General features: G+C 23.0%; 16 protein-coding genes and 1 pseudogene. 2 read left to right on the plus strand and 15 right to left on the minus strand.

Going from position 1 to position 13,998, the window contains the following annotated elements; translation table 11 throughout:
- Together BUA62_RS10365 and BUA62_RS10370 are read right to left on the minus strand one after the other, a co-directional pair.
- The coding region (locus BUA62_RS10365) for an AAA-like domain-containing protein (RefSeq protein ID WP_200782436.1) at positions 1–246 on the minus strand (246 nt) is incomplete at its 3' end.
- Positions 247–546: 300 nt separating this feature from the next.
- Entirely contained in the window at positions 547–798 is a 252-nt protein-coding gene (locus BUA62_RS10370; protein ID WP_072865982.1) for a hypothetical protein, read from the minus strand.
- 10 nt (positions 799–808) lie between these two features.
- On the opposite strand from BUA62_RS10370, the gene BUA62_RS11590 reads away from it, so the two are divergent.
- Positions 809–976 (plus strand): hypothetical protein, encoded by a 168-nt coding sequence (locus BUA62_RS11590; protein WP_159429524.1) that lies wholly within the window; start codon positions 809–811, stop codon positions 974–976.
- Between the two features lie 727 nt (positions 977–1,703).
- Here the strand turns inward: BUA62_RS11590 and BUA62_RS10375 are convergent.
- From BUA62_RS10375 to BUA62_RS10435, 13 genes are all read right to left on the minus strand, one after another.
- The gene (locus tag BUA62_RS10375) at positions 1,704–2,162 is read right to left on the minus strand and encodes a hypothetical protein (protein WP_072865983.1); all 459 of its coding nucleotides are present in this window, start codon (positions 2,160–2,162) and stop codon (positions 1,704–1,706) included.
- Positions 2,126–2,680 carry a helix-turn-helix domain-containing protein gene (locus BUA62_RS10380; protein ID WP_072865984.1) on the minus strand — a complete coding sequence of 185 codons (555 nt, stop codon included), beginning with the start codon at positions 2,678–2,680 and terminating at the stop codon, positions 2,126–2,128. The genes BUA62_RS10375 and BUA62_RS10380 overlap by 37 nt, the downstream gene beginning before the upstream one ends.
- Position 2,681: 1 nt before the next feature.
- Entirely contained in the window at positions 2,682–3,086 is a 405-nt protein-coding gene (locus BUA62_RS10385; RefSeq protein WP_072865985.1) for a type II toxin-antitoxin system RelE/ParE family toxin, read from the minus strand.
- Between the two features lie 69 nt (positions 3,087–3,155).
- On the minus strand, positions 3,156–5,078 hold the full coding sequence (gene ago / locus BUA62_RS10390) for a protein argonaute (protein WP_072865986.1): 1,923 nt from the start codon (positions 5,076–5,078) through the stop codon (positions 3,156–3,158).
- A 17-nt stretch (positions 5,079–5,095) separates the two neighbouring features.
- Positions 5,096–5,374: a CRISPR-associated endonuclease Cas2 gene (gene cas2, locus BUA62_RS10395; RefSeq protein WP_072865987.1), complete on the minus strand. Its 279-nt coding sequence runs from the start codon at positions 5,372–5,374 to the stop codon at positions 5,096–5,098.
- Positions 5,374–6,378, minus strand: a complete 1,005-nt coding sequence (cas1, locus tag BUA62_RS10400; RefSeq protein ID WP_072865988.1) for a CRISPR-associated endonuclease Cas1 — start codon at positions 6,376–6,378, stop codon at positions 5,374–5,376. The genes cas2 and cas1 overlap by 1 nt, the downstream gene beginning before the upstream one ends.
- A gap of 8 nt (positions 6,379–6,386) precedes the next feature.
- The gene (locus BUA62_RS10405; protein WP_072865989.1) at positions 6,387–8,024 is read right to left on the minus strand and encodes a CRISPR-associated primase-polymerase type A1; all 1,638 of its coding nucleotides are present in this window, start codon (positions 8,022–8,024) and stop codon (positions 6,387–6,389) included.
- A gap of 180 nt (positions 8,025–8,204) precedes the next feature.
- Positions 8,205–9,005, minus strand: coding sequence for a CRISPR-associated endoribonuclease Cas6 (gene cas6, locus BUA62_RS10410; protein ID WP_072865990.1), 801 nt, complete (start codon positions 9,003–9,005; stop codon positions 8,205–8,207).
- 2 nt (positions 9,006–9,007) lie between these two features.
- The gene (locus BUA62_RS10415; protein WP_072865991.1) at positions 9,008–10,633 is read right to left on the minus strand and encodes an RAMP superfamily CRISPR-associated protein; all 1,626 of its coding nucleotides are present in this window, start codon (positions 10,631–10,633) and stop codon (positions 9,008–9,010) included.
- 10 nt (positions 10,634–10,643) lie between these two features.
- Positions 10,644–11,561, minus strand: a complete 918-nt coding sequence (cmr1, locus tag BUA62_RS10420) for a type III-B CRISPR module RAMP protein Cmr1 (RefSeq protein WP_072865992.1) — start codon at positions 11,559–11,561, stop codon at positions 10,644–10,646.
- An 8-nt stretch (positions 11,562–11,569) separates the two neighbouring features.
- A complete protein-coding gene (locus BUA62_RS10425; RefSeq protein ID WP_072865993.1) occupies positions 11,570–12,013 on the minus strand; it encodes a hypothetical protein in 444 nt (147 codons plus the stop codon).
- A complete protein-coding gene (gene cmr4 / locus BUA62_RS10430; protein ID WP_072865994.1) occupies positions 12,000–12,968 on the minus strand; it encodes a type III-B CRISPR module RAMP protein Cmr4 in 969 nt (322 codons plus the stop codon). The genes BUA62_RS10425 and cmr4 overlap by 14 nt, the downstream gene beginning before the upstream one ends.
- A complete protein-coding gene (locus BUA62_RS10435) occupies positions 12,965–13,696 on the minus strand; it encodes a hypothetical protein (RefSeq protein WP_072865995.1) in 732 nt (243 codons plus the stop codon). The genes cmr4 and BUA62_RS10435 overlap by 4 nt, the downstream gene beginning before the upstream one ends.
- A gap of 87 nt (positions 13,697–13,783) precedes the next feature.
- Between BUA62_RS10435 and BUA62_RS10440 the strand changes: the two are divergent.
- A pseudogene (locus BUA62_RS10440) lies at positions 13,784–13,998 on the plus strand (ISL3 family transposase); the annotation flags it as partial.

Raw genomic sequence — 13,998 nt, forward strand, 5'->3', positions numbered from 1 at the left:
TAAAAATTCTTTTTCTGTTTTTATATTTTTATAATCTTCAAAGGATAAAAATAATGTTATATATTTGTCCTTTATTCTTTCAACAATATCATTTAGCAATGTTGTTTTTCCTGTTTGTCTTGGTGCTGATACTGTAAAGTATCTCCAATTTTCTATATGATCAAGCGCTTCTTTCATTACATCTGGTCTTTCTACGTAATAACATGTTTTTTTATCAACAGGTCCTGATGTGCAAAATCTTCTCATCGCTTTACCTCCAAATCTGGCTTTGTTTAAACCTTTTCAACAATATAATCCTCAATATTTCTTTTTTCAGAATTAATATTTACTCCTATTAAATATATTTCTTTTCCACTATTATTTTTTTATAATCTTGTATTCCTATTGGTAATTTTTTCATCATAATCATCTCTACTTTCGTTTTTCATCTTTATTATAACATAATTACTCTATGGTTTTATAGAATTTAATTGAGTTTATATTATTCGCTTAGTACATAATTAAATATTGCTATTTTTTTCCAATATTTAATTTGAAAAATTTTCTTTAATCATTAAACCTATCTAAAAATTTACGAATTACATATTTTTTTAAATTAAATCTTGTTTCTAATTCATTTAATAAAATTTCAATATTTTCTTTAGAATAATAATTACCATACTTTCGTTTCCTATTGATTATTTCAATAGAAAAAAAATAAAATATTTTTATTGCCTCTTCAATGTCTATTTTTTTTAAAAATAAATTTTGCTCATATTTTTCAAAATAAATATCTAATAAAAATTTATACAGATCCATAGATGGGACAGTGTATAACGTTGTTAGGAAAGAATTATTAAGGAGAAAAAATGAAGGATATATTAAACAAAAATACAAACCTGGAGAAATTGTTGAATTTGATTGGGGAGAAATAAAAATAGCAATTAAAGGAATAAACAAAAAAAATTCAAGTTGCAGTATTTACATTTTCATATAGTAATTACAGATATGCAATATTATATGAAAAACAAAATACGGAAAGTTTCATAGATGCACACATAAAATTTTTTGAATATATAAATGGTGTAAATCATACCGTTGTATATGATAATATGAAAGTTGCAATTAAAATTTTACTCATGGCTTCTTTGGAGTTTCTATCTCTTTCAGAGAGTAGTTTCTTTCCGAGTACTTTGATAACGAAGAAGGAATGTATGCTGATACATTTACGTTTCTATCTCTTTCAGAGAGTAGTTTCTTTCCGAGGCTTGGTCTCTAGAATAGTTATTATTAGCTGCTTTTGGAGGCCGTTTTTCCGGACCTATTTTTATTTTCAATTTTTTCTTTGCTTTTTGTAAAAAATCTTCTAAAAACCGCTTATAATCAACCTCCGGACCTGTTTTTTAACTTTCCTTTATTCATGCGCATTTGCGCGATTTTGCATTTTTTAACATAGGTCCGGAATCTTTTTCAATATAATTATACTCTTCTCTTTTTCTTTTGTCAAGCCTGTTTTAGACGTTGTAATGTTTCATTAATGTTTTCCGTGCGTTTTTTGATATCAAAATCTTTATTTAAGCTATTTTTAAAAGTTGTAATATTATTAAATTATTTTTTCTTAAATCTTACTTTTTTATTAATAAGGCTTCTTATTCATTAAAAAACTTTCAAATAGATATCTTCAGATATTTTTATAATTTAGAACCATAAATAATATAATTACTTTATTTTAATAATGGTAAAGTCACCGGTCTAATTCCAACTCGTCCTAAGTTATTATGAAAATCAACTCTTAAAAATGGCCAAACAATTTTATTTAATTGTTTTTCTATAAAAAATGTATAAATTTTTTTATTTTTTATAATTTCAGATACTTTATCTATATTTTTTATATTAAGTGTAATAATATATTCTGTTTCTTGCTTATATATTATCTTATTTTTCTCTCTTAATTTTATAGTATATTCAATGTAAGCTTTTCTTTTTTCTAAATTTATATTTCCTGTTTTGATTTTCAATTCAATTTTTATTGTAGAAGAACCATTATTTCTTTTCTCATGTATTTCTATTTTTTCTTTTGATAAAAATATATCTTTTAAATTAATATTTTTTATTAATTCAAAAAAAAGTTTAAATTCTTCTTTATTTAGCTCAATAGCAGTTCGCTTTCCATTATTTTCCATTCTTCATCACCCACATTTTCAAATTCTTTTTCAAAAATATTATCCCATGTATTAACTCCAGAATTTAAAAGTAATTTTATTGCTTCATCAAACGTTACTTCAAAATTATTTTTTACTTTCTCAATTTGTTCTTGATTTGAACAAATTAAATCAATAATTTTTTCTATATATTTATCTATTTCTTTTTCCTTAGATAATTTTTTTAATTTTTCAACACTTTCATCAGATAACTCTATAACATTTTTACCTTTAGCTGTTATAAACAATTCACCACCTAATGCACTTGTTAAATTCCACATAGTTTCAAAACTTATATTTTGTTTTCCATTTTCTATTCTTGAAAGATTTGAGTATTTAATTCCTGTTTTTTCTGCAAGGTCTCTTAATGAATATCCTTTTTCTTTTCTTAATTGTATTATCGAGTTTAAGAAATGAAAGAGTTTTTCTTTCTTATAATATATTTCTTTTATTCCTTCTTTTTTTAACAATTCTTTTTTTAGATCTTTGTAACTTTTCATTTTATTCCCCTCCAGAATTTTTGAAATAATCTTTTTTTCTTCTTTCCGCTACTTTTATATCATTTTGCTGACTTTTTTTATTTTCTTTAAATGCAGCATGCAATATAATTATATGTTTCTGAAAATCATCAACACAAAAATATATTCTTATTTGCTTTTTTAATTTTGATGATCTATTTCTATATTCATATATTTTATTATTTCCCTTTAACTCTTTTATTGTTTTATTTTTTATAAAATCATAAGGTATTCCTATTCCGTTTTCTATTCTATCAAAAAATACATTCATAATTTCAGCCATTTTTCCAGCATCTAATTTTGATAACTCTTCAATGAATTTCTCTATATAATTTTTTCCATTTTTTTCGTCATAAAAATATACTGTATAATTTTCCCAAAGCCACAATTGATTTTCCTCCTTTTTATGTTATCATATATGATAACATATGTCAAGTGTGTTTTTGTTAAATTTTAGTTACTTCATATACGGAATATACAATTTCCATTCTAATTCTGTTAAGGCTACTTTATTTACTACCTGAAGCGGATAGGGCAATCTATAATTAACATATGGCGTCGGATGGACTACTCTTGTTAATGAATATACTTGTTCTAATATTTTTTCATTATTATAATCTGTATTGTTTTCTATTATTTTTATTTCTACGCCTTTTTGATTGAAATATGTTTTAGGGTAATAAATAAAATTATTATCGGAAAGTTTTATTATCCACTCTTTTAAATCTTCACATGAATTGATATTTACACTTTTATTAACTTCTATCAATGAATATTTTATGTTTTCAATATTCAAAATATTTTTTATTATTTCTATATCTTCCAAATATCTCCCATCTCTCAATACTATAATATTTTCAGGATAATTTTTATTTCTTTCATAGTATTCATTCAATATTTGGATATATTCTTTTTCAACTATATCAAGATTCATTTTTTCATTTAATTCTAAATTTTTATATTTATTTAAATATATAATATCCCCAAAATTATTAACTGCTGATATTGCTAAATTGCTTTTTTTTAAATAATTATCATGACTTAAATCTATACCAATATAAAGTGTTTTATTTTTATCTTTTAAGTTTCTTATAACATATGGCTGGCATTCCGGTATAAAGTTTCCCATTTTATATACATAGCTTTTTATTATATAAGGCTGTATTTTTTCTAATTTTTCTTTTAAAATTGGTTGTAAAATTAAATTTTCAGGAAACTTTTGTATAAGAGAATCAATATTTCCTAAAAATTTATCAAGTATTATTATAGCCATTATATTTCCTTCTAAATTTTCAAAAAAATCTTTGTTGCTTATTTCAAATGTTTCAGGATTATACATAAAAGCAGAACTATTTGTTTTCGGTTCTCTTAAAAATATTACTTTTGAAAAACCCATTTCATATATTGTTTGATAAAAGATTGAATTTTTATTTTGAAATAGCATTTTTAACGAACGTTGAATTTCATATATTTGTTTCTTAGAACTAAAAAAGAATGCTATTTTGATTTTCTGATCGTTTTTATAAAATGAGTATTTAAAAACATCTTTTATATTTCTTGATATACCTTTTTTAAATTCATATTCAATATTTACATATATTTTTTTGTCCATGGTTAAGTTGTAATTATTGATATTTATGATGTCTTCTAAAAAATACAAACTCTGTTTAATTTTTTTATATCCTGAAAATATTTTTTCTTTATATATATTGTGAATTTCCTTTGAAAAACCAAATTTCTCAGCTTCTTTCGAAGTGAAATTAAAATAGTAATTTTCAGGAAATAAAACTTCTTTTATTCCATTTTCGCCGAGATCTATTTTTAATACTCCATTTAATCCAGATATATATGGAAAAGTTTTTCCGGATTTTATGTTAAATAGGTAGGTGCTTTTAATTGGAGATTCTAAAGCTGGTTTATCTGAAAGAAATGTAAATTTAGGAAGTACTGATATATAATATCTTTCGTTAATTTTATAGAGTTTAATTTTATAGGTCAAATGTGCATTTACATTAGTATTGCTATCTAACGGAAATTTGTCATTTATTGAAATATAATTATTTCCTCTTTTATAATAAAAATTGTTGTCTATAAATTTCTTTTTTATATACCTATATATTGTTTTTACGAAAAGATCTGAATCTTCCTTTTCTCCTATTATTTCGTTTTTTTCTATTTTATATTTTTCTGCTTGTTGTGGTGTAATTTTAAAATCTATATCTGGAATCTCCAACCATACTAAATCTTTTGAATCGTTGAATCTAATATTATTTACTCTACTTAAATTTCTAGCAAATTCTTTTGGATCATTTTCTTTGTTAAAATAATATAGTCTTTTTACTCTGTATGGTATTTTAATTTCATAAAGATTTAAATACATTTTCATCCCCCCATTTTTTATATTATCAAAAAGTCTTTATCATAAAATTTGCCTTTATCAATGCCAATAGTAACTATATATTTTCTGCTTTCTTTTGAAATAGGGTATATTCTTATAGTATCTTCATTTTTGTTTATCTGCTTTTTTAACCCTTTTATTAACGATTTTAATTGGTCTTGATTTAATTCTGTTTCAAAAACACTATATTGAACTCTTATTCCATAACTTTCAAGATATTTTACTACTTTTCTTCTCCTTTTATCATTTGTAATATCATAACTAACAACATAAAACATTATATCCCCACCCTGTAAAAAGGTATATATTCTTTTTCATCTCCAAGGACAACTCTCGCATAATGTCTTGCTTGCTTTTGAAATATTGTTCTTATATAATTTATTTCATTATCTAAATGATATTTCATTTTTTGTGAAAGCACAGTTTCATATTTTGAGATAAATTTTTTTAATCCATTATCTGTAAAATGAATTATTTCTTTTTCCTTTTTCTTGAAATCTTTTATTGTTATTTCATTTCTATTTACTAAATTTAAAACGAAATTATCTATTATTATATTTCTAAATTCTTCAACTAAATCAAATAATAATGATTTTTTTGAAATATCTATTGTATGAAGATTTCCAAAATATGGGTCCAATCCCACTATATTTATCGCTGCCATTACTTCGTTATATAGAAAATAATAACCAAATGATAACATTGCGCTAATCGGGTCTCGAGGAGGATGAAGTGTCCTTTTTTCAAATTTAAAATCTTTATTTTTTATTAACTTTTTATATCCTTGAAAATAATATTTTGTTCCAATTCCTTCAAAACCTCTCACTTCATCAATGTTTTTTCCTTTTTCTACTTTCTCAATTGTTTTCCTTATTGCAGCTAATTCTTTACTCAATCCACCTTTTGGAAGGTATTTGCTTCTGCTTAATAAAAAATCATATGAATTTTTTAATTTGCCAATTACAATAGATTTTGATATTTTTAATTTAAATTCTTCATCTTGAGAACGTTTGTATTGTTCTAATCTTAACAACACATTTCTATATTCATCTGTATATAATTTTCCTCGATATTTTCCAGTTTGTGTCATAAAAATTACTTCTATTTTTTTATCTAAAAAATAGTTTATTATAGGTGTTGTCAAAGAAATATTTCCCATTAAATTTACTTTTTCTATTTTATTTAATGGTATTTCTGATATAATATTTTTGTTTTTTGATATTATTAATCGCCCCTGTTTTTTCGAAAGTACTGCGCCCTGTTCCGTTATATAAATTACCATTTTATCACCTATAATATAATTTCAATATCATCACCATTTCGTTTTATTGTTCCTATTTCAACTCGCAATTCTTTTTTTTCACCCATTTTTTTTGCTATCATATTTTTAAGATTTCTTATTTCTTTTTCTATTTCAAATTTTTCAGAATTTTTTTCCACTATTTTTTTTGCAATATCGTTTATATCTATTTTATAAATAAATATTTCTTCTACATCTGTTATTATTGCATAAGGTGTGTTGTAATTACCTGGGAATTTGCACGTGCAATTTTTTAAATCTATCGATAAATTTTTGTTTAATATTATTTTTCTTATTTCTTCACAGGTTATTGGAACTCCTTTGCTTTGTTTTTCAATCATTTCAAATCTTTTTAGATTAAAATTTATAGTTTTTTTAAGAATATTTAAAATTTCCCTTTTTCCATTTTTTAAATTTATAGTTGATTTAATTAGTATATTCTCTTCCTCTTCTGATATATATGCTTCTTTTTCTATTTTATTTATTATTTGTTTTAAAATACTACAACCATTAATGATTGTATCAAATTCGCTTGATGTTTGTTTTATTATTTGTTTTCTAATTTCTTTTTTTATTTTATTTGATTTTTTTATTTTATTATTTTGACGTTTATATGTAAGTGTTTCTTCATATACTTCATAATTTTCGTCGGTAAAATCTTTGAATAATCTTTCAATTTGCTCTTTAGTATTCTCTTTTATTGAAAACAAAAATTTTGTTTGATTTGATATAATTTCAAAATTCTCATCTACAAATAAGCATTTTTTTCCTGCTTTTCTATGAATTCCAAGAGGAATTTTTATTAAATTTCCCAGTCCTCCATTTAACTCTGTTTGCTTTGGAAATATTTCTATATCTATTCCTTCTTCTAATTCTATTTTATCTAATATTTTTTCCATTATTATTTTTACTTTATAACTAAGTACTGGTATATCAAAGAATATCCAAATGTGATATCCTCTATTTCCTGTATATTCTATATAACTGTAGATATTTTCCTGTTCAAGTTCGGTAATAAGTTTTTTTGCTACTTTTTTACTATTTTCTTCATAAATGTATCTGTTATCACCATGTAGATAAGATTTTTTAATATCTATATCGTATGCTGCAAATTTTATTGAATTATCTTTCTTTAATTGATATATTCCAATTGTTTTTTCACCTTTTAAATGTTCTTTTACATCTTTATAATTTAATGGTCGCCTTATTGGCCTGTATCCATTTTCAAATTGAATTGAAAATACATCTTCTCTTCCCGAAAATAATTCCATAAATTTTCTTATTAAATTTGAAGATGGGGAAAACAAATTCGTTTTATCTTGAAGTTCTTGTATTTTTTCTTTTATACCTAAATTTTTATATATTTCTAACGCTTTTTGTATTTCATTTATTTCTTCATATATTTGTGCTAATTTTAATAAATATTCTTTTTCTGGTTTTGTATTAACTATTTTCTCAAATATTTCTTTTGCTTTTTTATAATTTTGAAATTCAAAAAGTAATTCTCCATATTTTACTAACGAACTATCTTTTACAGATAGTTCATCTTCTGCTTTTTCAAAATATTCCAAAGCTTTTTCAAATTCAAAATTTTCTTCTGCTTCTAACGCTAATTTTTTATAATTCATAGTATCACCAATTAATTCTCATAATAGATGTTTTATTTCTCTTTCGTCCCACTCTCTATTCACCTCTTTTTTTCATATCTTTTTTATAATTTTATAGTTTATATTTTAATTGCAATAAATCCCTATACATTCTGTGCGTTCAGAATATATAGGGATTATTTGAATGTTCGCACTACTTATTTAATTATTATCTATTCTTTTTGCTTGTCCCATTCCCATTGTTGTTTTATATCCAATTCCAGCATAAAATGCAAATTCTGATAATATATTTACTATTTTCATCAATTCTTTTTCTTCTTCAGGAACTTTAAATTCAGTTTCACCAATAAAACCCTCAAGATAAAAGTTTCTTATGTAAACCTTTTTTTGATATATTTTTTTATATGTTATACTTATTTTATTAAATTTATTTTTTATTTCTGAATTTATTTTATGAGTACCGTATAAATTGAATTTTTCTAATAAACCGGAAAATATTTTTTCTGGATCTGGATATCTAAGATGTTTGTCTCCAACTTTAAATAATGTTGGAGTATAAAATCTTAGTTTTACCTTTGATTCCTCAACTTGTCTATTAAAAATTTCATCTTCTATAAAAATATCTGCCCATTTACTATGTTTCTTATCATATAATATTCTCAAAATCTCAAACTCTATTTCACCTATTTTCACTTTTTCTTTTTTCATCTTTTTCTGATATAAAGCAAGAGCAAAAAAGTTAAATAAACTTTCATCTAGTATAGTTATACGAATATAATATTTTTTATTTTTTTCTATTATTATAGGTTTATCAACTCTTTTTCCTAAAAAAGTTGATACTGTAAAAGCCTTTTTTATTTTTGTTTCATGCAATAGTTTTGATAATTTTTTATTGGAAGCATTTATCAACGAATAAAACAAACCATGAATTTTTTTTCCTGGATACTCTGGAATAATTGATGTTTCTAGAGGCTTCAATTCAACAACTACACTATAAAACATATTTATTCTCCTTTGCTATTATAATAAAATCTCAATGGAACTATTCTACCAGAACCTCTCGATTTTTTTCCGCCTATTCCTGCTGTTGATAAATATAAAAATGCTTTTTTGAATAGTTCTTCTATTTCGGCCTCTTCGATATTTAATTTGCCATTATCTATAATTATGCTAGTTTCAAATATTGTTCCTCTTGGAATTAATTCATAGATAAATATATTTCCATCTTTCCCCGATGCTGTTCCTGAATCCTTATCTATTTTGTTAGAATGTTTTATTACCATATTATTATTTATAAGATAATAATAATCTTGTGGAGAGACTAAATATTTATCTTTATCTATTTTTTTAGTTTTTATAGTAACTCCATTTATTTTTATATTTTCATTAAAATCTATTTTTTTATTCGATTTTTTTATGTATATAACTTTAGAAGTTATTTTAATAGAAGAATTGAATTCCACTCTATATTCATCTCTTTTTTTATTATTTAAATAATAAAAAACTTCATATTCAGTTATTGAGACTGGAAAATATTTTATTTTTAAATCATTAAAATAAACTGTTCCCTTTTTAATGTTATCATTATCGTGCTCATTACCAAAAATTTCTTTTATATTTTTAAAATCTAAATTTACAAAAGCGTTTCTTAATGCACCTTTAAACGAAGTTGAGGGAATAAATGGAATTCCGTGTTTATCTTTTATAACAAAATCATCTATATACTCCATTTTATATTCTCCTGAGGAGATATGTATATTGTCAAGAGATATGAATTCTACTTTTATTTCTTTTAATCCATATTTTTTATCTTCCATTCCTAATTTAAAATTTATATTTTCATATTTCCCTTTATAAGCATCACTAACTTCACCTATTTTTTTTGCCCTACCATATCCTAACCTATTTTTAGATCCAATACCTATTTCAGTAAATAAAAAATCTATAAGTTCTTTTATAATATCATTATATTCATATTTTTTATCTTTTAGCAATATTTCTAAAAATATATAAAATTTTTCTTTTTCTGGTATTGCTTCTACGGAAAGTGGTAATTTAGGTGTTCTATTCTCATCTAGTGGAGTAAAATGTTCAATTTTTGTTCGTTTAAAAAAAATAGGATAAACTCTTAAATTTCCAGCATTTCCATCATCATCATTTTTTATTTCACCAAATAGGTAATTATAAATCTCTTTATATTCATTTTTACTTTCAACATATTTATTTTCTATTCTTTTATAAAATTCATCATATTCTGCAGCATCTCGTAGCATACCTTTTAATGAAGATGCTGGATAATAAAATAGTCCTGTATATTTATCTCTTGGGAATCGATTATCATCTATTATTCCGTTTTTCCAGTATCTTAAATCGATATATACTAGTTCTGAAGAAATAAGTGGCTTGGTTAATTCATACTCTAACATTATTATTTCCACTTTATCATTTAATATTTCCTTCTTCTTTAATAAAAAATTTTTTAATTCATCTCTTAAAAATTCATATTTTTCTGATTTTACATTAGATGCTATAAAATTAAAATTATTACCGTTTATAAAAATTTTATTTTCATCTAATTTTTCACTTATATTTAATTTTTCATGATTGGATGTGTATTTCATAATATTCATACCTCACTTCCTAACCAAAAATCTCATTTAATTTTATATTAATTTTATTAATGTCTTTATAGTAATCATTACCGATGTACCCAAAAATTCTAAACTTATTATTATAATCAAGAGAAATATTTAATTTAGATCCTTTTTTATTACTTCCTTTTACAATTCCAAATAAATCATTTCCACGTCCTTTAGGAATACCTGTTTTATATCTTAATATATGCCTTACAATAAGTGGAATTTTTGAAAATTTAATTTCATTATCCCTAAGAAATCCTAGTATATATTCATTTCCAGTATTTGATATTTTATTTTTTATTCTATTTAAATTATTCATTTTTATTTCCCGATAATAATAACCATTATATATATAATTGTTGTTTTTGTTAAAAATATATGCCTTTTTAGAACTTATATCCTTTTCTATTTCTTTTCCTTCATATATCTCTATTTTTTTAATATCTACTACACCACTACCAAAAGAAATCATTGCTCCTAATGCTGAGTAATTGGAAATAAAGTAAAATAATTCATCAAAAAATGGTTCTATATCATTTGAAAATATTTTAAAATTCAAATAAAATATTCCCATATATTCTTCCCTGAAAAACCATGCTGAAATTGGTTTTCCATTTTTATTAAGCTTATTATTCCTAATTTCGGCTTTTTTTAAATTTATTTCTTTTACCATACTTTTATCATATTCTATATTTAATATAAAATCTTTTGCTTTAGTTGTAGAGCCAAATATGCTATCTTCTTTATCTTTATCCATAAAACCATTAAATATTTTCGATAATTTTCTTGCATTCCACCTCATTGACCCCAATATTCCAGATTCTCTAATTTTATCCATATTTTTTGCATCATTTCCTGTTCTTAATGGCGTTAATGTAGTTACTTTATATTTTACAGTTTTATATTTTCTTAAAATCATCAAATCACCTACTTTAACATATATCTAAGATATATGAGCAATTTTTTTAGGTTATCTTTTAAGTATATATTTTTAGTTACTTCAGAAATAAATTCTTGTATTTCTTCTATTTTATCTTCAAAATTTTCAGGTCCATCATCATTAATCATTAATTCAAACACAAATTCATATAACTTTCGTTCTATTTTTGTCAATGTATTTTTATTTATTTTATCCTTTTCTTTTCTTTCATCAATATTATTTATTTTTGCTCTAAAAAACACAAACATTTCTACAATACCCTGATTCACTAATATTTCCAATAATTTTTGATTCATTGTTTCATATTCATTATTTGGTAGCTTTTCATTTTCTCCAAATAGTTTTTTAAAATCACTCTTAAAATTATCATATATTTGTTTTATTTGTTTTGCATATCCATATATCGTGATATCCATATCAATTATTTCCATTTTCAACACCACCTTTATATTCAAATTTTATTCTTCCAAATCCTCTTGTTGTTCCCATCCCTATTCCTGTTAACAATATATATTTGGAATAACCTTCAAATAAATTTTCCAGAACAACACTCATTTGGATCTTTTCCATTTTGTCTTTCATAAGATTTTTGTATGACTGCAGTAATTCCCCATAGTCCCATATATAATTTATATTTGTTATAAAAATGGTATCTTCTGGCACAAGTTGTAAGTTGTACAATAAATTTTCTTTTGCGACACCTGTTTCATAATCAACAACAATACCTGTTCTATAATAATAATTTTTATCTACTAAATACTTCATTAAATAATCAGATACAACAAGAATATTGCTATAATTAATATCTATAATATTCGATCCTTCAAAATATTTTTTAAGTGTTTCTAAATATTTTTTTGTGTTATCTTTTATTTCTCCTTCAATTTTATATTTATCAATATACATTAAATCAAAATTTTTATTTTTTAATATCCACTCTATATTGAAATTTTCGTTTTGTTCTGAAAAAATAAAATTTATATTTATATTTTTTAATATTTGTGGTGAAGTTATATATACTATATCTCCATATACATTTATAGGGAAAAATAATAATTTAGCATCATTGAATTTCAAACTTCCCATTTTTAGAAAATCGTATAAAAAATCCCCCTTTTTTGCATTTAATTCTTTATTTTGCTTTTCTAATTTTTTAAAATTACCAAATAATTTTAATTCAAAATATTTTTTATTGGGTAAATCAAATTTTTGATGAAAAAAATCTCTAATACTACCTTTCAATGTTGTACCCGGTATCATAGGATATCCAACACTATCTTTTATTACTGTACTATCAATAATATCAATATGAACTCCTCCATCATTTATGTGTAAAGGTGATTCTGTTTTTATTAATATTTTATAATTTAATCTTATATTATTCATTTCTTCTCATCTCCAATTACAATAAAACCATTAGGATTTATAAAATAATTGTCTAAATTTTTTATATAATTACCCGGTTCGATAAATATTATTGGTTCCCCTCGTTTTTGGCCATAACCATATTTACCTCCGGAATTATCTTTTTCAAAACGTCTTCCATAATAATTTAATATATTTCCTATAATTTCAAATTTTTCTTTATTCTCTTTTTGATTTGTTGATAATAAAATAGGAAACCAATAATTTTTTTTATTTTTATTCAAATCTTCATCAAAAGGTGTTTTACTTTCAACCTTCTCAAATATTATTATTTCTACTTTACCATATCCTGAAGTAATATTTCCACCAATATATATTTCGTGTTTTTCTTGAAGGTATTGTTTTATATTATTAACTACTTCGTTATTTTCGGAAATTTCTAAATATCCAACCCAATAAACATTTTTTATTTCATTATTTATTACTATTTTCTCATTTATAAATTCTTCTGAATGAAGCGTGCCTTCAAAATTTGTTTTGTTGTTTCCATTTATCAAAGCTGTTCCTTCTTTTATAGATATTAAATTATCTATCCATTCATAATAATCTATATTATCCTCAAAATTTTTTTCGCCATTTTCATTAAATGTATAATAGAAACATATATATTTATCATTTTTTTTATAATGTGGAAGCAAAAAAGTTGTTTTTATTTTATTTAAGAAATCTTCATAATATTTAGAATACATTTCTTCTGGTTCTCTTCTAAAAACAGTGGGTAAAAAAAGAAAAAATATGATATTATAGGAATGAAAGAAAAAAGGAGGAGGACCAAAATGATAAATGAATTGCCAAGATTTTTTGAAAAAATACTAAATATAAATGAACCATGGAGAATAGAAAAAATAGAACAAGATGGGAATAAAGTAAACATATATGTAAATTTCAAAAGAGGAGCGAAATTTGAAATAAACGGGAAGAGATATGGAGCCTACGATACAGTCAAAAAGACATGGAGACATTTAAATTTATTTCAATATGAAACATATAT

This window comes from Marinitoga hydrogenitolerans DSM 16785 (genome assembly GCF_900129175.1).
Lineage (GTDB): Bacteria > Thermotogota > Thermotogae > Petrotogales > Petrotogaceae > Marinitoga > Marinitoga hydrogenitolerans.